This is a genomic window from Thermoanaerobacterales bacterium (genome assembly GCA_030019475.1).
GTDB lineage: Bacteria > Bacillota > Desulfotomaculia > Desulfotomaculales > JASEER01 > JASEER01.
In genome coordinates, this window is sequence record JASEER010000018.1 from 18,890 (window position 1) to 40,128 (window position 21,239).

Genomic DNA, 21,239 nt, shown 5'->3' on the forward strand with positions numbered 1-21,239 from the left:
GAGAGAAATATGACGGCAATGAACAGTGTCCTGGTCCTTGGCGGCGGGATCGCGGGCGTACAGACGGCCCTGGACCTGGCCGGCCAGGGGTTTAAGGTTTATCTGGTGGAGAAGGAACCCAGCATCGGTGGAAGGATGATCCAGCTGCAGAAGGTCTTTCCCACCCTGGACTGCCCGAGCTGCATCTTTACGCCCAAAATGGTGAACGTGGCCAACCATCCGGGGATCGACCTGCTGACCTACGCCGAGGTGGAGTCGGTGACGCGGCGGGGGACGGGTTTTATCGTGAACGTGGTGAAGAAGCCACGCTATGTCGATGAGGAGCGCTGCGTGGGGTGCGGGTTCTGCGAGAACGTCTGCCCGGTGGACGTTCCCAGCGAGTTCGAAAACGGTCTGGGCGTCCGCAAGGCGATCTACATCCCCTTCGCCCAGGCCGTGCCGAAGGTGGCGCTCGTGGACCTGGAGAACTGCGTGCTGTGCGGGACGTGCGAGCGCGTCTGCCGCAGCAAGGCCGTGGATTTCAACCGGCAGCCGGAGACGGTGACGGTGGAGGTGGGCGCGGTCGTGCTGGCCACCGGTTTCAGGCTCTTCGATCTTCGAAGGTTGGAAAACTTCGGCGGCGGGCGGTTTGTCAATGTCATCCCTTCGCTGACGATGGAGCGGCTGCTGGTTCCCAACGGCCCCTACGGGGCGGTGGTGCGGCCCTCCGACGGAAAAATCCCCCGGCGGGTGGCCTTTATTCTCTGCGTCGGTTCGCGGAGCCGCAACCCGCGCCTCGGCTTCCCTTACTGTTCCCGTGTCTGCTGCATGTACACCGCCCGCCAGGCGCAGTCGACCATCTTGAACCTGAAAAAGGTGGCGGTGGACGTGTATTACATGGATATCCGGGCCTACGGCAAGGGGTATGAGGAATTCTACCGGCGCGCCGAGGAAGCGGGGGTGCGTTTTGTCAAGGGCCGGGTGGCATCCATAAACGAAAAGGAGAACAAGAACCTTGTCCTGCGGGCGGAAATCATCGGCGAGGATTCGCGGATCGTGGAAGAGGAGTACGAGATGGTGGTCCTGGCCCTGGGGATCCGTCCCCAGACAGAGCTTAGGCGCCTTTTCCCGGAATTGGCCGTGGACGATTACGGCTTCGTGCGGACGGTATCCCCGAAACTCGATCCGACCGTCACAAACGTTCCGGGGGTTTTCGTGGCGGGGGTGGCGGAGGGCCCCAAGGATATTGTGGACACGGTGATGCAGGCCGGTGCCGCGGCCATGCGGGTTTCCTGCTACCTCGCGGCGCGCGGGGACGGAGGGAGAGAAGCGAGTGACCGGGCCTAAGGTAGGCGTCTACATCTGTCATTGCGGGGGCAACATCTCCGACGTCATCGACGTGGAGGAAGTCACGGCTTACGCGCGCTCTCTGGAGGGGGTCGCGGTGGCCCGTAACTATATCTTCATGTGTTCCAACCCGGGGCAGGAGCTGATCGAAGAGGACATAAGGGAGGAACGGATCGACCGCGTGGTGGTGGCCTCCTGTTCGCCGCGCCTGCACGAACCCACCTTCCGCAAGGCCCTGGCCCGGGGAGGCCTGAACCCTTACCTCTTCGAGATGGCCAACATTCGTGAGCAGTGCAGCTGGGCCCACGCGGGGGACGGCCGCCGCGCCACGGAGAAGGCCAAGGATCTCATCCGCATGGCGGTGGCGAAGGCCGTCCTCCTTGAGCCACTGGCCAAAATCCGTGTGGAGTCCCGCCGCCGTGTCCTTGTGGTAGGGGGAGGGGTCGCCGGGCTGCGCGCCGGCCTCGACCTGGCCGAGCGGGGGCTTACGGTGCACCTGGTGGAGAAGACCCCCTTCTTCGGCGGGCGAATGGCGCAGCTTGACAAAGTCTACCCGACCGAAGAAGGGGCGACCGCACTCTTGCGATCCTTACTGGAACAGGTGGCGGGGCACCCGCGGATCAAGATGTACCCGTCAACCGTCCTGGATGCGGTGGACGGCTTCGTCGGCAACTGGCACGTCACCCTGAGGAGAGAGCCACGCTTTGTGAGTCAGGAGTGCGACCTGTGCGGCCGGTGCGCGGCGGTCTGCCCCGTGGAGACGGCCGACTCCTTCAACGAAGGCCTCGCCCGCCGCAAGGCGATCTACTTCCCTTATCCCGGGGCCCATCCGCCCCGCTATGCCATCGATGCGGCCGCGTGTACCAGGTGCGGCCGGTGTGCGGCGGCCTGTCCCACCGGGGCGATCAATCCGGCGGCTGAGGAACGGGTGGTCACGCTCACCGTGGGGGCGATCGTTGTCACCGCCGGTTTCGACCCCTATGAACCACGGGAGGGCGAATTCGGGTTCGGTGTCTGCGAGAATGTCCTGACCCTGCCGCAGTTGACGCGGCTTCTGGCGGCCAACGGGCCCACGGGCGGCGAGTTGCGGCTGCCCGGCCGGGAGAGAAAAGACTTAAAAAACATCGTCTTCATCGGGTGTGTGGGCAGCCGCCAGGTGCCGGGGGAAGGGGAAAGGGCCAACCAGTATTGCTCCCGGTACTGCTGCACGGCGGCGCTGCAGGCGGCGCAGGAGATGAAACGGCGCTGCCCCGGCGCGCGGATCTCCTTTTTCTACCGGGACATCCGCACTTACGGCCGGGATTGTGAGGACTACTACGAGGGCGCGTCCCGGGACGGTGTCCTCTTTATACGGTACAAGTTGCGGGAGCCTCCTGTGGTGACAAGCGAGGACGGCCGTCTGAGGGTCACGGCCAGGGACCTCCTCACCTTCGGGGAAACGGTGTCCGTACCGGCCGACCTGGTGGTCCTGGTCACCGGGATGGAGTTAAGCCGGGGAGCGAAAGAGGTGGCGGAGAAACTGAGGCTTCCGACGGGTAACGACGGCTTTCTCCTGGAGGTCCACCCCAAGCTGCGGCCGGTGGAGGTGGGGATCGAGGGGCTCTTTATTGCGGGAACGGCCCAGGGACCCAAGGATATCACCGAGACGGTCCTCTCCGCTTCCGCGGCGGCGGCCAGGGCCTCCGTCCTGCTGGGGCGGGGCTATGTAAAGCTCGAGCCCTTCGTGGCCAAGGTGCGGGCGGACAGGTGCGACGGATGCGGTCTTTGTCTCCCCGAGTGCGACTTCGGGGCTCTGGCGGTGGTCGAAGGCCTGGCGCGGGTTAACGAAGCCCTGTGCAAGGGGTGCGGCGCCTGCGCGGCCGTCTGCCCCCATCGGGCCCTCGGGGTCCGGGGTTATACCGTGGAACAAATGGCGGCGATGGTCGACGCGGCCGTGGCGGAGGGGGTGCGATAGATGGGTGATAGGGAAGGCACGGTGGCGACGATGCGCGCCCGGCGGCCGGTGCCGGAGGAAAGGCGGCGCGCCCTCGCCCGGGCCCGCGGCGAGAAAAACAGTATCGTCGCCCTGCTCAAAAAGGCGGGGGCCTCTCTTACCGTCCCGCAGATAGCGGAGGGAACGGGCCTGGCTCCGGAGAAAGTGATGCGCCATCTTGCCTCCTTGAGAAAGTACGGGCAAGTGAGGGAAGAGTTCTTGAAGAGAGACTACTACACCTATGCGGTTGTGGAGGGGAAGAAAGAAGAATGAGCATGGCGGCGCAGCCGGAATTTACGGCGGAAGTGATTAGATTGGGGGCCGCGCAAAGCCGGGCGTGTTTCAACTGCGGCAACTGCTCGGCCATCTGCCCCCTGGCCGAGACCGATTCCTTTTACCCGCGGCGGTTGCTCCGCTACGCGCAGCTCGGGGCCGGGGAGAAAATCCTTGCGAGCCCCGGGATCTGGCTCTGCTATCACTGCGGCCAGTGCACCAGCATGTGTCCCCGCCTGGCTGATCCCGGCGAGGTCATTATGGCCCTCAGGCGCTGGGCTATCGCCCGGTACAGCTGGCCGCGACCGGCGGGCAAGCTTTACACGTCCAAAATGTTCACCTTCTTCTTTTACTTGTCGGCGGCGGTCTTCTTCGGCCTGGGACTCGTTCTCTTCCACGGACCGGTGGACCGCGAGACCGTTCGCTTAAGCCTCTTTATTCCCACCCGCCTGATTGAGGTCGGGGGGGTAGGCTTGGGTTGCTTTGTCTTGGGGTGCGTGGCCCTCAGCCTGCGGCGGATGTACCGGCACCTGACGACGGCGGCGCCGGTGCCGGTACGGTTGGGGGCCGGGGATGTGTGGCGCACCTTTCTGGAGGAGGTCCTGATCCAGCAGCGGTACCGGCAGTGCGAGGACAAGACCAGGCGGTGGATGCACCTGGCCATCGTCAACGGGTTCATCGCGCTCGGTCTCACCACGGCCCTGGCCTTCATTTTTAACTCCGGCGGGGCGCCGGAAAACCTGCCCGCGCCGATCCGGGGGCTCGGCACCCTCGGGGGGATCGCTCTCTTGGGGGGCGCTCTCGTGGCCGGTTGGCGGCGCCTGGCGGGGAGGGAGGTTTTCACCCACTTCACCGACTGGACCTTCCTCACCCTGCTTTTCCTGGCCGGTCTGACCGGGCTTTTGTTGGAGGGAACGGCCTACCTGAACCTGCCCCCGGCGAGCTACACCCTTTATGCGGCGCACCTGGTCGTGGTGGCGCTCCTGATCCTGGCCGCGCCCTGCACCAAGTTCGCCCACGCCGCTTACCGCTTCCTGGCCCTCTGTGTGGCCCGGGCTCAGACCCGGGCCCAATCCGGGAAGTGAAAGCGTGTCGTCCCGGTGACGATAAAGGCGCTCCCCGGCGAGGTGTCTCGCCGGGGAGCGCCTTTTCCCGGGCGGCGGGTTCCCTTTTGTTCAGCCGGCCGTATGTTCGGCGCGCAGCCGGCGCGCCGCCTCTACCATCCGGGCCAGTGCGGTGACGGCCTCCTCCTTCTGTCGCGTCTTCAAGCCGCAGTCCGGGTTGACCCAGAGCCGCTCGGCCGGGAAGAGTTTCAGCGCCTCCCGGACAACCCTCGCCATCTCCTCGACGGTCGGCGCATGAGGCGTGTGGACGTCGAAGACTCCCGGGCCGACGTCCCGGGGATAGGCGCGGTGTTTGAAGAGTTCCAACGCGTCGCCGCCGCGGGCGGCTTCGATGGAGATGACGTCGGCGTCCAGGGCGACGATGGCTTCGATTATATCACCGAACTCGCTGTAGCACATATGGGTATGAATCTGGGTTTCGGGACGAACCCCGGCGGTGGCCAGGCGGAAGGCGCGCACGGCCCAGGACAGGTAGGATGCTTTTTCCTCTGTCCGCAGCGGCAGCCCTTCGCGGATGGCGGGCTCGTCAACCTGTACGATCGGCAGACCGGCCTTCTCCAGACCGGCGATTTCGTCGCGGACGGCGAGCGCGACCTGGTACGCGACCTGGTCCCGGTCGAGGTCTTCGCGTACGAACGACCAGTTAACCATGGTCACCGGTCCGGTCAGGATGGCCTTTACCGGCCGCGGCGTCAGCGATTGGGCGTAGACGGCCTCGGCAAGGGTCAGCGGCGTGTCGCGGTAGACGTCGCCCCAAAGGACCGGCGGTTTGACGCAGCGGGAGCCGTAAGACTGCACCCAGCCGTCGGCGGTGACGGCAAACCCCCGCAGCCTGGCGGCGAAGTACTCCACCATGTCGTTGCGTTCGAACTCGCCGTGCACCAGCACGTCGAGCCCGAGTTCCTCCTGGAGGCGGATCCATTCGGCGATCTGACCGCGGATAAAGGCCTGGTACTGTTCCTCGCTCCATTCGCCGCGCCGGCGGCGCGCGCGGCTTTGGCGTACCTCGGACGTTTGCGGGAAACTGCCGATCGTGGTCGTCGGGAACAGAGGAAGGGCAAGACGGTCCGCCTGCCGCCGGCGGCGTTCCTCAAAGGAGACGGCCCGGTCGAAATCGTCCTCGCTGAGGGCGGCGGTACGGGCACGGACGGCGGGCACCGCCCGCCCGTCGAGTTCCTCAAGGGCGCGCCGCGCCCGGTCCGAGGCCGCCAACTCGGCGGCGACCGCCCCTTCGCCCTCTCTGACGGCGCGGGCCAGGACGCCCAGTTCCGCCAGGCGCTCGTCGGCAAAAGCCAGTGCTTCGTGCAGGGCGGGAGGGAGGTGAGACTCGCCGGCGGTGGTCACGGGCAGGTGCATAAGGCTGCAGGAAGGCTGCAGCCACAGCCTGTCTTCCGGCACGTAGGACAGCAGCTTTTGTACTAGGGCCAACCCCTGGCGCAGGTCGGTCCGCCAGATGTTGCGCCCGTCCACGACCCCTGCGCCCAGCCGCTTGTCCCGGGGAAAGCCGTGCCGTTCCAGGTTGGCCAGGTTTTCCCGGCCCCCGCGCACGAAATCGAGCCCCAGGCCCTGGACCGGCAACGCCGCCAGGGACGTGTAGCGGTGTGGGGCGCCGAAGTACGTCTGGAGCATTATCCTAAGCCCGCCCAGATCCCCGGTTATCCGCCGGTAGGCCGCCGCGAGGCAGTCCATTTCCTCTTCCGTCACGTCGCACACCAGCCACGGTTCGTCCACCTGCACCCACGTCGCTCCGGCCGCCTCCAGTTCCAGCAGCAACCGGGCGTAGAGAGGCGCCAGTTCGTCGAGCGCCCGTGGCAGGTTCGGGGCGTTTTTAGACAGCTTGACGAAGGTGAACGGACCCAGGACAACCGGCTTGGCCCTGTCGCCCAGGACGCCCCTGGCGCGCCGGTAGGCCAGAAGCGGCAGGTTTATGGCCAGGGAGGGTGTCCTGTCCCACTCGGGCACGACATAGTGATAATTCGTGTCGAACCACTTCTTGAGGGCGCACGCCCGGGCGTTGGGCATACCGCGCGCCGCGGCGAAGTAGACGGCCAGATCGGAGGAGAGGTTTTGAAACCGCTCCGGCACAAGGCCGAACGTCACGGCGGTGTCGAGAACGTGATCGTACAGTGAGAAATCACCCACCGGGACAAGCTCCACGCCGAGGCGGACCTGCCGGCGCCAGTGGGCCTCTTCCAGTCTGTTTGCGCCGTCCAGCAGACCGGACTCGTCCAGCTCTCCCCGCCAGAATGCTTCCAGGAGCCTCTTCAGGGTTCGCTCCCGACCTATGCGGGGATAGCCGAGGTTGCTGATCAACATCGATAAACCATCTCCTTCATCAAACTGGAAACCCCGCCCGGGAAGCGGGCGGGGTCGGCATAAAGACACCCGGCGTCTCCCTCTATTTGCGCTCCGCAGGCGCGCAAATAGAGGGAGACGCGGAACTTTCACCTATGCCACTCCCCGCCTCTCGACCGAAGGCGTGCGGGAGCGATGACAGGCAGGCAGGTCTCCTGGCTTACGGTCATCGTCGCCTCCCGCCTTCCCGCCCGGCACTCAACCCAGAGACACAGGCGTCTTTGGTCAACCGTTACCGCTCGGTACATACAAGCTTCCGGTATTCACCACAAGCTTCCTGTTTCCCCGGGTTGAGTGCTGGGCAGTGGCTTTCTGGGGGCGACTCCTCGCTCACAGTAGCGGGACTGCTCAGGATTTGCACCTGATTCCCTCTTAGCCCCCGCCGGGGGCACCCGCCTGTCCGCTATTGCTTTGGATGCTATTCTAACACGGGCGCGTCGCCCGGTGTCAAGACCCGCCGTATGTTCGGCGGCTCTTCCGGGCCGTGGCGGCCGGCGGACGTCTTCGGGCTATGCCCATAGTCCCGGGCCACCGTCCTGCCCAAATCCTTCAGCTCCTCCTCCCACCAGGCGAAGGATGAGTCCCGGCCTTCGCCGGCGGGGCCGTTCTTGCCGGGGTATATCTCATAGTATCGCCGGTATGCGGCCGGCGTGAGGTCCGGCATCACCACGTCGGCGCCGGCCGCCAGCGCCCTCCGCCGCCCGTCCGGGTGGATGGTGGCGACGGCGGTGGTGGCCGGCAGGTGCGCCAGGGGGAGCAGGAGGCGGGTGACCGCCAGCACCTTCAGGGTCAGGTCCAGGGAACCCGGCGGGAAAGCGCCCAGCGGCGTCGCCGGGTGGGGGATGAAGGGGCCGGTGCCGGCCATCTCGACGTCCATTTTTTTCAGCAGCAGGATGTCATCGGCCAGCGTCTTAAGCGTTTGCCCGGGCAAACCCACGATGTTGCCGCTTCCCACCTGATACCCGAGTTCGCGCAGCCAGGAGAGTCGTTCCAACCGGCCGGCGAGGGTGGTGCCGGGGCGGAGGCGGGCGAACAGCGCCGGGTTGGCCGTCTCGTGCTTTAAGAGGTAGCGGTCGGCCCCGGCGGCGCGAAGCTCCCGGTAGGCCTCTCGCGTCAGGTCGCCCAGGGAGAGCGTCACCGCCACGTCGAGCTCGGTTTTCAGGCGGTGGACGAGGCGGGCCAGATCCGTCGTTTGATAAGCGGGATCCTCGCCCGCTTGGAGCACCACGGTACGGTATCCCTGGGACCGGACGCAGCGGGCGGCGGCCAGGACCTCCTGCGGCGTAATGCGGTAGCGGGCGAGGCGGCGGTTGTCGCGCCGGAGGCCGCAATAATGGCAGTTTTTGACGCAATGGTTCGAAAACTCGATGACGGCCCGCAGGTGAACGGCCTCGCCCAGGTGCCGGGCCCGCACGGCGTCGGCGGCCCGGAACAGCGCTACGGCATCCTCGCCTTCGGCGCCGAGGAGCAGAACGATCTCCTCCCGCGCGAGCGCGTGGGCCTTTGTGGCCCGCGACAGCGCGGCGGCGAACTCCGGCCGCAACATATCACTCTCCGACCGGCCCGCGGAAGCGGACCGGCGGCGCGTCCTCGCCGTCATCATCCCCTGTCGCGGCGCCGAGCGCGGCCAGGGCCGCCGGGAAGGGCGAGAGCGCCCGGTGCAGGACGCCGTGCATGCGGGCCAGCAGGACGCCGTAGTTGGCGATCGGCACCCCCGCCTGCCGCGCCTGCAGGATGCGGGAGAGCATCTCCCGGCGGTTCAGCATGCAGGCCCCGCAGTGGACGACCAGTTTGTAGTCGGCGAGGTTTTCCGGCAGCGCGCCGCCTCCCGCGCGGACGTCGAACTGCAACTCCCCGCCCGCCGTCTGCCGCAGCCAGCGGGGGATTTTGACCCGCCCGATGTCGTCCTCCACAGGGTGGTGGGTGCAGGCCTCCGCGATGAGGACCCGGTCTCCCGGCCGGAGTCTGCTCACCGCCGCCGCCCCCGCCGCCAGGGTGTTGAGGTCCCCCTTGTAGCGCGCGAACAGGATCGAGAAGGAGGTGAAGAGGACATCGGGCGGGGTATCGGCGACGGCCTTAAGGTACGCGGAGGCATCGGTCACCACGAGCCGCGGGCGCCTGACCATGCCGTCCAGGGCGTGGCGAAGCTCCCGTTCTTTGACCATCACGGCCACTCCGTCGTGTTCCAGGATGTCGCGAATCACCTGCTGCTGGGGCAGGATGAGTCTCCCCTTGGGCGCCGCCTTATCGATGGGGATCACCAGCACCACCGTGTCCCCGGGGGCAATGAGATCGCCGACGATGGTCGGCAGCGCCCAGTCCCCGGGGGCAAGCTCGATGATCTGCCGCTTCAGGTGCTCGATGCCGTCCCGGGTCAGGGCGCTCACCGCCGTCCAGGGCACGGGCAGCCGGGCCGACCAGGCGGCGAGGGGTGGGTCGGGGTACAGGTCGGCCTTGTTGGCCACGCCGATGACCGGGATTTTGCGCTCGCGCGCCAGGGCCGCCACGTCATCCTCGCACGCGCCGGGGCCCTGCGCCGGGTCGACCACCAGGAGCACCAGGTCGGTCTTCGGTAGCACCTCCAGACTCTTCCTGACCCGCAGTTCCCCGAGGGGACCCGTATCATCGAGACCGGCGGTGTCGATAAGCATCACCGGGCCGAGCGGCAGCAGTTCCATGGCCTTGGCCACCGGGTCGGTGGTGGTGCCGGGGACGTCGGCGACGATGGCCAGATTCTGGTTGGTCAGGGCGTTGATCAGGCTGGACTTGCCGGCGTTCCGCCGTCCGAAAATGGCGATGTGCAGGCGCTGGCCGCGCGGGGTCGCGTTGAGATCCGTCATTGCGGTTCCTCTCCTTCCCTGCCGGAAGCGGCCAGGCGCCGCCCGGCCGTTTCCAGCAGGTGCCTCAAGGTCCGTCTTTCCTCCGGCGGCAAATCCTCGGTTCCCTCGATGAAGGCCCACAGGTCGGGCCCCACCCGCATCGCCTCGGGGGGCAGGTAGGTTTCCTCGCCGAAACCGCCGAGATAGTGCATTCGCCGACCCAGGGCCCGCGCAAAGTAGATTTTTTTCACCCCGAAACGGGCACAGGCCCAACGGCACAATCTCTCCAGCTCCGCCGGGACATCCCCTGCATCCGGCGGGCGGGGCGTGACGGCGCCGTTACCGGCATCAGAAGTAGAGATCACGTTCCCCGGCCTCCATTCGCGTCAGGAACTCCTTCAGCCTGTCCGTCTTCTGCGGCAGGCGTTTCTCCAATTCCGCGAGGTAGCGGGTGATCGTATCCTCCCCGGCCTCCCGCGTCTCGGGCGCGGCATAGTCCAGCAGGTATTCCTTAAAGGTGAGCACGGCGTTGGGAACGCAGAAGTTCTTGACGAGCCCCTTCTTGGCGAAGGACATAAAGTGACACCCCGTGCGCCCGGCGCGGTAACCCGCCGTGCAGAAGGATGGAATGTATCCGTCGTCACAGAGTTCATGAATGAATTCGTCCAGGGAGCGGGTGTCGCCGAGCTGGAACTGCTCGCGGTCGGGGATATGTTCCCGTTCCATTTCAGCGTACCCGCCCACGGCGATACGGGAGCCGGCGTCGACCTGCGAGACGCCCAGCGCAATGACCTCCCGCCTTAGTTCCGGCCGCTCGCGGCAGGTAAGGATCAGACCGGTGTACGGCACGGCGCAGCGCAGGGCGGCGACGACCTTCTTGAAGTCCTCGTCGCCGACCCGGTACGGCGGACTGGCCGCCAGCGGCGTGTTCAGCGCCGGCTCGAGCCGCGGGAAGGATATGGTGTGGGGGCCCACGCCGAACTCACGCTCGAGGTCCATGGCGTGATAGAGGAGTCCCAACACCTCGAACCGCCAATCGTAAAGCCCGAAGAGGACGCCGATGGCCACGTCGTCGATGCCCGCCTCCTGCGCCCGGTGCAGGGAAAACAGGCGCCACAGGTACGAACCCTTGAGCGTGTTTGACGGGTGCACCTTCCGGTAGGTGCCGTGGTGGTACGTCTCCTGAAAAACTTGATACGTGCCGATGCCGACGTTCTTCACGCGCCGGTACTCTTCCACGGTCAGCGGCGCGGCGTTGACGTTCACCCGCCGGATCTCGCCGTTGCCGTTCCTGGTGGCGTAGATCTTCTCGATGGTGCGGCACATAAAGTCGACGTCGCTGGCCGGGTGCTCCCCGTAGACCACGATCAGGCGCTTGTGCCCCTTCGAGGTGAGGATCTTTACCTCGCTTTCCAATTCCTCCAAAGAGAGGGTTCTCTTGGTTATCTCCTCGTTGGTCTGGCGGAAGCCGCAATAGGCGCAGTTATTGACGCAGGGGTTGGAAATATACAGCGGGGCGAAAAGAACGATCCGGTTGCCGTAGACTTCCTCTTTGATCCAGCGGGCCGTGGCGAAGATCTCCTCCCAGAGATCGGCGTCGCGGCAGTTTATGAGGACGGCGGTCTCCTCCGGCGTCAGGCCCTTCAATTCCCTCGCCCTGGCCAGAACCTCCCGCACCTCGGCGGGCTCGGGATCGGCCTTGCGTTCCAGGAGGCGCTGAATTTCCTCGTCATTGATGAAATCCACCCGTTTTTCCGCTTCCTCGTACCGGCTGATCATCGCCAGGCGTTCCTCCCGCCAGGCTTTCTCCTCGGGTGTCAGCATGGTTAAGCCCTCCTTCTGTGCAAGACATGGCTCATCCGTTCACGGGTCTGTTCTCCGTCTCAACCAGTCGCCCCACCTCCCTTGGAACGGAAACGGCGCGCTCCGGCCACGCCGGGGGTGGTCAGCTCCTCGGGGCGCAGAACGGCCTCCACCTCCTCCCGGGTGAACAGGCCCTCGTCGACCAGCACCTCGGCCACCGGGCGGCCGGTTTCCACGGCCCGGCGGACCGACGCCGCGGCCTTTTCATACCCGATGTAGGGGACAAAGGCCGTAATGACGCCCTGGCTGGCCTCCAGCAGCTCCCGGCAGCGCTGCGGGTCGGCCTGAATCCCACGGACGCACTTGTCGGCGAGAATCTCGGCGGCGTTGGCGAGGATGGTGAGGGAGTGCAGCAAATTATGGGCGATCAGCGGCAAGAAGGCGTTCAGTTCCAACTGACCGGACGCGGCGGCCATATTGACGGCGACATCGTTGGCCATCACCTGGTAGGCCGCCTGCGTGACCATCTCCGGGATGACCGGATTGACCTTACCCGGCATGATGGATGAGCCGGCCTGCACCGGCGGAAGCTTGAGTTCGGCTATCCCGCCGCGCGGTCCGGAGGAAAGAAGGCGTAAATCCCCGGCGATCTTGGCCAGGTTGACCGCGGCGGCTTTCAGAAACCCGGAGACCTCGGCGAAGACATCGGCGTTCTGCGTGGCCTCGAAGGTGTTCTCGGCGCGCGCCAGGCCGAAACCGGTCAGCTCGCGCAGGATTTCGACCACGCGGTGGATGTACCGCCGGTCGGCGTTCAACCCCGTGCCGACCGCCGTTCCGCCGAGATTCACCTGGCGGAGGCGTTCTTCCGCTTTATAGATCCGCCACCAGTCCCGGGCCACCGCCTCGGCCCAGGCGCCGAACTCCTGTCCCAGGGTGACCGGAACGGCGTCCTGCATCTCGGTCCGTCCGATCTTCAGGAGGGAGGCGAACTCCCTCTCCTTGGCCTGCAGCGCTCCCTGCAACGCCGCCAGGGCGTGGGCCGACCGGCGGGCCAGCTTGATCGCCGCCACCCGGAGAGCGGTGGGATAGACGTCGTTGGTCGACTGCCCGAGGTTGACATGGTCCAGGGGATGAACGATCCGGTAATCTCCCTTCTCCCCGCCGAGGATTTCAATGGCCCGGTTGGCCAGGACCTCGTTCACGTTCATATTGGTCGAGGTGCCGGCGCCGCCCTGGAAGGCATCGACGATAATCTGGTCGCGCCACAGGCCTTCCGCCAGTTCCGTCGCGGCCCGGGCGATAGCCGTTCCGCGGCGGGCGTCCAGCAAACCGATTTCCGTGTTGGCCAGCGCCGCCGCCTTTTTCACCAGGGCCAGCGCCCAGATGAGTTCCGGGTGGACCGGTGTCCCGGAGACGGCGAAGTTTTCCCGCGCCCGCAGGGCGTGGAGGCCGAAATAAGCCCCGGCAGGTATGTCCGCCTGCCCCAGCGCGTCCTTTTCGACCCTTGATCCGACGGAGTTCGTCACACTGTTTCCCGACATCAGGTGCGCCTCCCCGTCAGGGCGCTTTTCACATTGACGCCCGGCAGAGCCCCCAGCTTGCCCGTCAGGGCGCCGATGGCGTCGGTGCTTCCGTCCACAATAAGGGCAATGACCGAAAGGTTCTTCTCCCGGTAGGGGATGCCCATGCGGCCGACGATGATATCGGCGTGCGCTCCCAGGATTTCATTGACTTTGGGAGCCATGGCCCGCCGGTTTTCCACCACAATGCCCAGAACCCCGATCCGCGTTTCCATCGGCGCCTTCCTCTCCTCCTTAGATACAGAAGCCCACCCGGCAAAAGGGGTGGGCTTGCCATCCCTTGCCGTCAGATAAACCCCTCCTGCGCAGGACGTCGGTATACGGTATATGGCAATAAACAGAAAAAGAACCACGAGGATTGCTCCCCGCTCGCCGGGGAGCAAAGACCTTCGTGGTCCTTTATAGTTTCTTCTATTCAATAGGGGCGGCGAACTTCCTGCCGCGGCCAAAAAAAAATTATAGACCGGCAGGATATCTTTAAGGGACCGCGAATAAGACACGTAGCGAAGCAGCGGTGGCGCGAAGCCACCATCTCTTCAGGCGTGGACGTAAGCCGGTGTGAGGTTAACCGGTCAGCGAAAAATTAATAGCGAAGAAGGACCACGAAGGTCGACCGCCAGGGTTCGAAAGACCTTCGTGGTTTTCTTTTTCCGGGGGTGGGGTGGTATAGGAAACAGCGCATGACGCACACGACCGGGTTTGGGATGGTGTGACGGTCAGGAAGGAGGAGGAGCAGGAGCATGACAAACGGTTTCGAGCCGAGAATTGTCGGCTTTCTCTGTAACTGGTGCAGTTACGCCGGTGCGGACCTGGCGGGGGTCAGCCGGCTGCAGTACCCGCCGAACATCCGGGTGATCAGGGTGATGTGTTCCGGGAGGATTCACCCCGGCTTCATTCTTAAAGCGTTGTTGCACGGCGCGGACGGAGTACTGGTCGGGGGTTGTCACCCCGGTGACTGCCACTATATCAAGGGCAATTATTATGCCGAACGGCGGATCAAGATCACGCGGCGGCTGTTGGAGTGGCTGGGCATCGAGCGCGAAAGGCTGCGGCTGCGCTGGGTGTCCGCCGCCGAGGGGGGGCGTTTTGCGCAGGTCGTATCGGAGTTCACGGCTCATTTACGAGACCTCGGCCCGAACCCCCGGCGTGTTGCGGATGAGGATTACGAGTACGAGTCCCTGGCGCGGGTGGCGGCGGCGATGGGATCGGTCGGCCGGCTGATTGCGGAGCAGGACATCTGCACAGTGGACATGGCCAAACATCTTTTGGCGTATGCGCAGCAAGAATCCTGCGCCGAGTGCGCCCCCTGCCGCGTTGGGACGAAACGCCTGCTGGAAGCCTTTGAACGGGTGTTGCGGGGCGAAATGGATGAGGACGAGATGGCCTTGTTGGCGGAGGTCGGGGAGGCGGTCGGCCATGCGGCCAAGTGCGAACTGGGGCGTGTCGCGGGCCGGGCGGCGGCGGGTGTGGCCAGGTACGGCCGCGACGAGCTTTTGGCGCACCTTGGGGGTACCTGTCCGGGTACGGTGGAGGCCAACCCGGGTTGGCAGGCCGTCATCGGCCAGGACGAATAGGTGTTGGGGAAGCCGGGCCGATGGTTGGGAGTAACGCGGAATACAAGGGGCTTTTGCGATTGTCGTCGGTAATGCGTGACCTGGTGTTCCGGGTTGGAACACAAGAACCGGGTCCGGTCGGCGTAACGCGGGAACTCCTGGATCTGGCCCGGGAGGCTTCGTGCGGCGAGTGTACCCCGTGCCGTCTGGGCACAACCCGGATGCTGGAGCTTGTCGACGGTGTTTTGCGCGGGCGGGGTGCGGCCGGGGGCGACGATCTGCTGGCCCAGCTGGCGGATACGGCGGGGATGGTCGGCGCCTCGTCCGGATGCCATCTGGGAAGGGTGATCGGCAGGTTGGTGGCGCGGTCCGTGGAGCACCACCGTTTCGAATACGAGGCCCACGCGCGGGGCGAGCGTCTTGGGATCGGAGGGGCGAACGCCCGGGCGGGGGCTACCGCTGTTTAAGGAGGCGAACATATGGGCAAGGTCGCGCTGGTCATCGACCGGCAGACGGTTGAAGTGGACGCCGGGACCACCATTCTGGAGGCCGCGGCGCGGATAGGGATCAAGATTCCCACCCTCTGCTACCTCAAGGGGATCAACGAGGTGGGGGCCTGCCGCATTTGTGTGGTGGAGGTGGAAGGACGGGCGGAGTTTGTCACGTCCTGCAACACGCCGGTGGAAGAGGGCATGGTGGTACGGACCAATACACCGGCGGTGCGCGCCGCGCGGCGGATGACGCTGGAGTTGATCCTCTCCGACCATCCCATGGAGTGTCTGACCTGTGTCCGGAACGGCAACTGCGAACTGCAGACGCTGGCGGCGCGGCTGAACGTGCGCGCGGTGCGGGTAAGCGGGGCGACCCACGCCGCCCTGCCGCCGGACGACTCCGGCGCCGGCATCGTCCGCGATCCGCGGAAGTGCGTTTTCTGCGGGCGGTGCATCAGCGTTTGCCGCGACGTCCAGGACGTGGGCGTCATCACGCTGCAGGGCTGCGGCTTCGAGGCCTTCATCGGACCGCCCGTGGGGCTGGCGCTTGCCGACACGCGATGCGTGCAGTGCGGGCAGTGCGCGCTGGTCTGTCCCACGGCGGCGATTACGGAAAAGGATGAAACGGATGCGGTCTGGGCGGCGCTGGCCGATCCGGAAAAGCACGTGGTGGTGCAGACGGCGCCGGCCACCCGCGTCACCATCGGCGACATGTTCGGTCTTCCGCCGGGGACGCCGGTGACGGGCAGGATGGTGGCCGCCCTGCGCCGGCTCGGTTTCGACGCCGTGTTCGATACCGACTTCACCGCCGACCTGACGATTATGGAGGAGGCCTCGGAACTCGTCAAGCGGCTGACCGAAGGGGGAGCGCTTCCCCAGTTGACCTCCTGCAGTCCGGGATGGATCAAGTACGCCGAGCATTTCCATCCCGAGATTCTGCCGCACATCTCTTCCTGCAAGTCGCCGCAGCAGATGTTCGGGGCGGTCGCCAAGACCTACTACGCCGAAAAGAAGGGCCTTGATCCGGCCAGCATTTTCGTGGTGTCGGTCATGCCCTGCACCGCGAAGAAGTTCGAGGCGGCCAGGCCGGAAATGGACGCGGCACAGCGTTACTGGAACAACCCTGAGGTGAGCCGTGACGTCGATGTCGTCCTCACATCACGGGAACTCGGCCGGATGATCCGGCGGGCGGGGATCGACTTCGCCAACCTGCCGGACGAGGAGTACGACGAACCACTGGGTGTCTCCACCGGGGCGGCGGCGATCTTCGGGGCCACCGGCGGCGTGATGGAGGCTGCTTTGCGCACGGCCTACGAGGTTGTTACCGGACGGGAACTACAGCAAATCAATTTTGAGGAGGTGCGTGGGCTGGAGGGCATCAAGGAGGCGGTGGTACCGCTGAAGGGGATCGATCTGAAGGTGATGGTGGCGCATGGGCTGGGCAACGCCCGCAAAGTGATGGAGAAGCTGAAGGCCGGCGAACTCAAGGACTATCACTTCATTGAAATTATGTGCTGTCCGGGCGGGTGCATCGGCGGCGGCGGCCAGCCGATCCCGACGGATACGGAAGTGAGGGCAAACCGTATCGCGGGGCTGTACCGGGTGGACGCGGCCATGGAGTACCGCAAGTCGCACGAAAACCCGGCGCTGAAGAAGCTCTACGAGGAGTTCCTGGAAAAACCCCTGGGTCACCGGTCGCACGAGCTGCTTCACACTCATTACACAGCGAGGTCGTAGCGGGGTGAAACTATTGTCCGAAGGAGGCGGAAAGAACATGTCTCTGGACAACGCCGAGGCGAAAGTTGTCACGGAGATGGCCCGTTCCCTGATGGCTCTGGTGCGCAACGAGTCATGCGGGGAGTGCCTGCCGTGCTGGCATGGGGTGAAACAGATCGCGGCCGTGCTTGACAGGATCGGCAACGGCGGCACGGTCAGCGCCGAGGATGCGGCAACGCTGGGCGAGCTGGCCCGTACCGTCGGCCAAAGCGCGAAATGCGGGGTGGGACGTATCGGGGGAAGGCTGGTTCTGGACCTGATGGCGCGCTATCCTTCGCTGTTTCAGTCCGGCGTTCAATGAGAATCTTGACGATAAAGGAGGGACGGGAAGATGAGCACGTTCGCGCTGACCATCGACGGCCTGCGGGTCGAGGTGGAGCCGGGGACCACGATTCTTGAAGCGGCGGCGCGCGTGGGGATAAAGATTCCCACCCTGTGCTATCTGAAGGACATCGGTCACGACGTCGGCGCCTGCCGTGTCTGCGTCGTCGAGGTCGAAGGAGAAAAGGAGTTCAAGACCGCCTGTAACACGCCCGCGGCGGCGGGCATGGTGGTGCGCACCAACACCGCTGCGGTGCGCGAGACGCGCCGGGTCACCGTGGAACTGATTCTGGCGAATCACCCCATGGAGTGTCCGGCGTGCGTGAGGAACGGGTTGTGCGAGCTGCAGGACCTGGCGGCGACCTTCGGCATCCGCGAGGTGCGTTTCCCCCGCACGCGGCCCGTCTACCCGATCGATGATTCCTCGGCGGCGATCATCCGTGACCCCAACAAGTGCATCCTCTGCCGCCGTTGCGTGACGGTGTGTCAGCAGGTGCAGGGCGTGAGCGCCATCGAGTTTGCGAAGGTGGACGGGGAGGCCGCGGTTGCCCCGGTACTCCGGGTGCCGCTGGCCGAAACCAACTGCGTGCAGTGCGGGCAGTGTATCCTGGTTTGCCCGGTGGGGGCCATCTACGAACGCGACGAGACCGGCAGGGTCTGGGCGGCGCTGGCCGATCCGCAGAAGCACGTGGTGGTGCAGACGGCGCCGGCGACGCACGTCTCCATCGGCGAAATGTTCGGCCTGCCGGTGGGAACCGACATCACCGGGAAGATGGTGGCCGCCTTGCGGCGGCTGGGCTTCGACGCGGTCTTCGACACCAACTTCACCGCCGACCTGACCATCATGGAGGAAGGTTCCGAGCTTCTCGAACGGATAAACAATGGCGGCGTCCTGCCGCAGTTTACGTCCTGCAGCCCCGGCTGGATCAAGTACATCGAACACTTCTATCCGGATCTTTTGGAGCATGTCTCCTCCTGCAAGTCGCCGCAGCAGATGCTGGGGCCGCTGGCGAAGACGTACTACGCGCAGAAGAGGGGCATCGATCCGAAGGACATCTTTGTGGTTTCCATTATGCCCTGCACGGCCAAGAAATTCGAAGCGCAGCGCCCGGAGATGAACGCCTCCGGTTACCGTGACGTCGATGTCGTGCTGACCTCGCGCGAACTGGGACGGATGATCAGGGAGGCCGGCCTGGACTTCGCCAACCTGCCCGACGAGGACTACGACGAACCGATGGGCGTCGGCAGCGGCGCCGCCCAGATCTTCGGCGCCACGGGCGGCGTGATGGAGGCGGCGCTGCGCACCGCGTACGAGTTGGTTACGGGCAAGACGTTGGATCAGATTGACTTTGAAGAGGTCCGGGGCCTGAAGGGTATCAAGGAGGCGACGGTACCCGTCAACGGCCTGAACGTGAAGGTGTTAGTGTCACACGGCTTGAGCAACGCCCGCATCCTTATGGAGAAGGTCCGCGCCGGGGAACTGAAGGACTACCACTTTATCGAGATCATGTGCTGCCCGGGCGGGTGCATCGGCGGCGGCGGCCAGCCGATTCCGACCGGCACCCTTTCGCGCGAGCGCCGCATCGGCGGGACCTATGCCCGCGACAAGGCGTTGCAGTACCGCAAGTCGCATGAGAACCCCCAGGTCACGAAGCTCTACGAGGAGTACCTGGAAAAGCCCTTGGGCCATCGATCGCACGAACTGCTCCACACCACTTACGTCGCCCGTGGGTGGCAACCGCGGGTGGAATAGCCTTTCGTTGTGAAGCCATTCCCGCCCCTGATTATACAGGGGCTCTCCTACCGGCAGGAACATCATCCTGCCGGATTTTTTTATGCGTTGCAGGTGGGGCTTGGGAATCAGCGGGATCCTTGTCCGTGTCTTGACAGGGTGCGCGGGAAACCGTATCATTATGGCAGAACGTGAAGGCGGGAACATAAGGGGCGATGGGGTTCGCCCGAAACACCACGCAGTGGTTGATAACCCCTACCGGAAAGAACGGTTGTGCCGGTAGGGGTTTTTATTTTGCCGCCCCGGCCGGAATGTTTTACCGAAGGAGGGAATGCCACAATGAGCAACGGCTACGCCGGGCATAAAGCGGCCTTGCAGGGGGCTCTGGACGAACTCATCGCCATCGTGGCGGAGAAAGGCAACCGCTTCGCCGGGGATCTGCTGAACGAGAGCGCCGCCCGCCTCCGGCAGGAAACGATCACCCTGGTCGTCCTCGGGGAGTTCAAGCGCGGCAAGTCCACCTTCATCAACGCCCTGCTCGGGGATAACGTCCTGCCCACGGCCATCGTCCCTCTGACGGCCATCCCGACCATTATCCGCCACGGGGCGCAAACCGGGGCGACTGTCTTTTACCTTGACGGACGGGAGGAAACGATTCCCGTACCGGACATCCCTTCGTTCGTCACCGAACGCGGCAACCCGGGGAACAAGAAAGGGGTGCGGGAGGTGGTGCTGACCCATCCCTCCCCCTACCTGGCCCGCGGGGTGATCCTGGTCGACACGCCGGGGGTCGGTTCGGTCTACGAGCACAACACGGAGGCGGCCTACGGCTACCTGCCGCGGGCCGACGCCGGCGTTTTCATTGTCTCGGTGGACGCGCCGCTCGGGAAGACCGAACTCTCCTACCTGCATGATATCCGCCGGTACGTGGGCAAAATGGTTTTCATCCTGAACAAGGCCGACCTGGCGCAGGGGGCCGACCTGGACGAGGCCTTCCGTTTCGTGCGCGACACCCTGCGCGAGCACCTCGAGGTGCCGGAGATCACCCTGCTCCCGATCTCGGCGAAGCAGGCCCTGGAGGGGAAGCTGACCGGTGATGAGGCCCTTTACCGCCAGAGCCGCATGCCGGAGCTGGAAGGCCTGCTGCGCGCGGTGGCCGAGAAGGAGAAGGCCTCCCTGATCCTTTCGGCGACGGCATCCCGGGCGCAGCGGGTCATCAACGAACTGACGCTGGGGCTTGAGCTGTGGCGGCGGGGAATGGACGAATCGCTGGAGAGCCTGCAGGAGAAGATGGACGCCTTCACCGCCGAGCTGGGGGTTTTGGAACAGGAGCGCGAGGATAGCATCTACCTGCTTTACCGGGAGGTCGAGAAACTGGGCGCCTGGGTGGGCGAGGAAATCGAAAACTTCAAGAAAAAGATCCAGCCGGAACTGACCGCGCGCCTCGAGGCATATTTGGCCGAGGTCTGGCCGCGGAGCTCGGTCAAAGAGGTGGCCGAAAAAGCCAAGGAGTTCACGAAAAAGATCGTCCTGGAGGCCCTGGAGGCGGAGCAAGAACAGCTCCGGGAGAAGATCAAGAACGACTTCGAAGCAGTGGCGAAACGCTTCTTTGCCCGCATTGAGGCTATCGTGGACCGGATGATGAGTGTCTCGGCCGAGATCTTCAACGTCCCGGTGCACAGGACGGAGTACAAGGAGTACATCCTCGGGGACCGCTACTTCTACTTCCACTTCTGGGAGCACCCGACCTTCATCCCGGCCTTCGAGGACCTGACGGTGGTCTCGATGCTCCCGAAGGCGCTGCTCAGGAAAAAGGTGACGGATAAGGCGCGCGACAAGCTCGCCGAACTACTGGACCGCAACTGCGGCCGGGTGCGCGCCGACCTGGTGACCGGCCTCACCGAGCGGGTGCGGGAGGTGGCCGGGGAACTGCGCCTGCGTGCCGACGCCGTGGCCTTCGGCCTGAAGGGCGCTGTCGAGCGCGCGATGGCCGACCGGCAGGCGGGGGCGGAGGAGAGGGCGAAGGCCCTCGTCAAGTGCGAGGCCGAACTCGAGCGCCTCGGACGCCTGCGGAAAACCGTCGAGGCCGTCCTGGGGGCCTTCTGAACAACCGG

Annotated in this window: 17 protein-coding genes, 1 pseudogene and 2 riboswitches; of the genes and pseudogenes, 11 read left to right on the forward strand and 7 right to left on the reverse strand. The window is 65.2% G+C overall.

What is annotated here, in order from left to right:
• The first annotated feature begins 9 nt into the window (after positions 1–9).
• Genes QMC81_06350 through QMC81_06365 form a run of 4 tightly spaced genes read left to right on the forward strand, consistent with a single transcriptional unit; the run spans position 10 to position 4,656 of the window.
• Positions 10–1,326: a CoB--CoM heterodisulfide reductase iron-sulfur subunit A family protein gene (locus tag QMC81_06350; protein MDI6907089.1), complete on the forward strand. Its 1,317-nt coding sequence runs from the start codon at positions 10–12 to the stop codon at positions 1,324–1,326.
• Entirely contained in the window at positions 1,313–3,280 is a 1,968-nt protein-coding gene (locus tag QMC81_06355; GenBank protein ID MDI6907090.1) for a CoB--CoM heterodisulfide reductase iron-sulfur subunit A family protein, read from the forward strand. Before QMC81_06350 ends, QMC81_06355 begins: the two co-directional genes overlap by 14 nt.
• Positions 3,281–3,571, forward strand: a complete 291-nt coding sequence (locus tag QMC81_06360) for an ArsR family transcriptional regulator (protein ID MDI6907091.1) — start codon at positions 3,281–3,283, stop codon at positions 3,569–3,571.
• Entirely contained in the window at positions 3,568–4,656 is a 1,089-nt protein-coding gene (locus tag QMC81_06365; GenBank protein MDI6907092.1) for a 4Fe-4S dicluster domain-containing protein, read from the forward strand. The genes QMC81_06360 and QMC81_06365 overlap by 4 nt, the downstream gene beginning before the upstream one ends.
• Positions 4,657–4,746: 90 nt before the next feature.
• Here the strand turns inward: QMC81_06365 and metE are convergent, their stop codons facing one another.
• The 7 genes from metE to QMC81_06400 all read right to left on the reverse strand — a co-directional run bounded on the left by metE (position 4,747) and on the right by QMC81_06400 (position 13,467).
• Entirely contained in the window at positions 4,747–7,011 is a 2,265-nt protein-coding gene (gene metE / locus QMC81_06370; GenBank protein MDI6907093.1) for a 5-methyltetrahydropteroyltriglutamate--homocysteine S-methyltransferase, read from the reverse strand.
• Positions 7,012–7,177: 166 nt separating this feature from the next.
• A riboswitch (cobalamin riboswitch) is annotated at positions 7,178–7,461 on the reverse strand.
• Positions 7,462–7,468: 7 nt separating this feature from the next.
• Positions 7,469–8,593 (reverse strand): [FeFe] hydrogenase H-cluster radical SAM maturase HydE, encoded by a 1,125-nt coding sequence (gene hydE, locus QMC81_06375; protein MDI6907094.1) that lies wholly within the window; start codon positions 8,591–8,593, stop codon positions 7,469–7,471.
• A gap of 4 nt (positions 8,594–8,597) precedes the next feature.
• Complete coding sequence (gene hydF / locus QMC81_06380; protein MDI6907095.1) at positions 8,598–9,890, reverse strand: [FeFe] hydrogenase H-cluster maturation GTPase HydF; 1,293 nt, start codon at positions 9,888–9,890, stop codon at positions 8,598–8,600.
• Positions 9,887–10,234, reverse strand: a complete 348-nt coding sequence (locus tag QMC81_06385) for a hypothetical protein (GenBank protein ID MDI6907096.1) — start codon at positions 10,232–10,234, stop codon at positions 9,887–9,889. The genes hydF and QMC81_06385 overlap by 4 nt, the downstream gene beginning before the upstream one ends.
• A complete protein-coding gene (gene hydG / locus QMC81_06390) occupies positions 10,218–11,648 on the reverse strand; it encodes a [FeFe] hydrogenase H-cluster radical SAM maturase HydG (protein ID MDI6907097.1) in 1,431 nt (476 codons plus the stop codon). The genes QMC81_06385 and hydG overlap by 17 nt, the downstream gene beginning before the upstream one ends.
• Positions 11,649–11,752: 104 nt before the next feature.
• A complete protein-coding gene (locus tag QMC81_06395; GenBank protein ID MDI6907098.1) occupies positions 11,753–13,213 on the reverse strand; it encodes an aspartate ammonia-lyase in 1,461 nt (486 codons plus the stop codon).
• Positions 13,213–13,467, reverse strand: a complete 255-nt coding sequence (locus QMC81_06400; GenBank protein MDI6907099.1) for an iron-only hydrogenase system regulator — start codon at positions 13,465–13,467, stop codon at positions 13,213–13,215. The genes QMC81_06395 and QMC81_06400 overlap by 1 nt, the downstream gene beginning before the upstream one ends.
• Positions 13,468–13,992: 525 nt before the next feature.
• Between QMC81_06400 and QMC81_06405 the strand changes: the two are divergent.
• From QMC81_06405 to QMC81_06435, 7 genes and pseudogenes are all read left to right on the forward strand, one after another.
• A pseudogene (locus QMC81_06405) lies at positions 13,993–14,394 on the forward strand (hydrogenase iron-sulfur subunit).
• Between the two features lie 108 nt (positions 14,395–14,502).
• On the forward strand, positions 14,503–14,826 hold the full coding sequence (locus QMC81_06410) for an NADH-ubiquinone oxidoreductase-F iron-sulfur binding region domain-containing protein (protein ID MDI6907100.1): 324 nt from the start codon (positions 14,503–14,505) through the stop codon (positions 14,824–14,826).
• A 59-nt stretch (positions 14,827–14,885) separates the two neighbouring features.
• Positions 14,886–15,272, forward strand: a complete 387-nt coding sequence (locus QMC81_06415) for an NADH-ubiquinone oxidoreductase-F iron-sulfur binding region domain-containing protein (GenBank protein ID MDI6907101.1) — start codon at positions 14,886–14,888, stop codon at positions 15,270–15,272.
• Between the two features lie 12 nt (positions 15,273–15,284).
• Entirely contained in the window at positions 15,285–17,033 is a 1,749-nt protein-coding gene (locus tag QMC81_06420) for an NADH-dependent [FeFe] hydrogenase, group A6 (GenBank protein MDI6907102.1), read from the forward strand.
• Positions 17,034–17,070: 37 nt separating this feature from the next.
• Complete coding sequence (locus QMC81_06425; GenBank protein ID MDI6907103.1) at positions 17,071–17,373, forward strand: NADH-ubiquinone oxidoreductase-F iron-sulfur binding region domain-containing protein; 303 nt, start codon at positions 17,071–17,073, stop codon at positions 17,371–17,373.
• Positions 17,374–17,403: 30 nt separating this feature from the next.
• Positions 17,404–19,146, forward strand: coding sequence for an NADH-dependent [FeFe] hydrogenase, group A6 (locus QMC81_06430; GenBank protein ID MDI6907104.1), 1,743 nt, complete (start codon positions 17,404–17,406; stop codon positions 19,144–19,146).
• A 181-nt stretch (positions 19,147–19,327) separates the two neighbouring features.
• A riboswitch (Fluoride riboswitch) is annotated at positions 19,328–19,390 on the forward strand.
• Between the two features lie 74 nt (positions 19,391–19,464).
• On the forward strand, positions 19,465–21,231 hold the full coding sequence (locus QMC81_06435; protein ID MDI6907105.1) for a dynamin family protein: 1,767 nt from the start codon (positions 19,465–19,467) through the stop codon (positions 21,229–21,231).
• Positions 21,232–21,239: the final 8 nt, after the last annotated feature.

Excerpts from the sequence above, each read along its gene's own strand:
- hydG (MDI6907097.1), bottom strand. The coding sequence starts at position 11,648 with ATGATCAGCCGGTACGAGGAAGCGGAAAAACGGGTGGATTTCATCAAT.
- QMC81_06425 (MDI6907103.1), top strand. The coding sequence starts at position 17,071 with ATGTCTCTGGACAACGCCGAGGCGAAAGTTGTCACGGAGATGGCCCGT.
- QMC81_06365 (MDI6907092.1), top strand. The coding sequence starts at position 3,568 with ATGAGCATGGCGGCGCAGCCGGAATTTACGGCGGAAGTGATTAGATTG.
- QMC81_06350 (MDI6907089.1), top strand. The coding sequence starts at position 10 with ATGACGGCAATGAACAGTGTCCTGGTCCTTGGCGGCGGGATCGCGGGC.
- hydF (MDI6907095.1), bottom strand. The coding sequence starts at position 9,890 with ATGACGGATCTCAACGCGACCCCGCGCGGCCAGCGCCTGCACATCGCC.
- QMC81_06400 (MDI6907099.1), bottom strand. The coding sequence starts at position 13,467 with ATGGAAACGCGGATCGGGGTTCTGGGCATTGTGGTGGAAAACCGGCGG.
- QMC81_06430 (MDI6907104.1), top strand. The coding sequence starts at position 17,404 with ATGAGCACGTTCGCGCTGACCATCGACGGCCTGCGGGTCGAGGTGGAG.
- QMC81_06360 (MDI6907091.1), top strand. The coding sequence starts at position 3,281 with ATGGGTGATAGGGAAGGCACGGTGGCGACGATGCGCGCCCGGCGGCCG.
- QMC81_06395 (MDI6907098.1), bottom strand. The coding sequence starts at position 13,213 with ATGTCGGGAAACAGTGTGACGAACTCCGTCGGATCAAGGGTCGAAAAG.
- QMC81_06420 (MDI6907102.1), top strand. The coding sequence starts at position 15,285 with ATGGGCAAGGTCGCGCTGGTCATCGACCGGCAGACGGTTGAAGTGGAC.
- metE (MDI6907093.1), bottom strand. The coding sequence starts at position 7,011 with ATGTTGATCAGCAACCTCGGCTATCCCCGCATAGGTCGGGAGCGAACC.
- QMC81_06435 (MDI6907105.1), top strand. The coding sequence starts at position 19,465 with ATGAGCAACGGCTACGCCGGGCATAAAGCGGCCTTGCAGGGGGCTCTG.
- QMC81_06410 (MDI6907100.1), top strand. The coding sequence starts at position 14,503 with ATGGCCAAACATCTTTTGGCGTATGCGCAGCAAGAATCCTGCGCCGAG.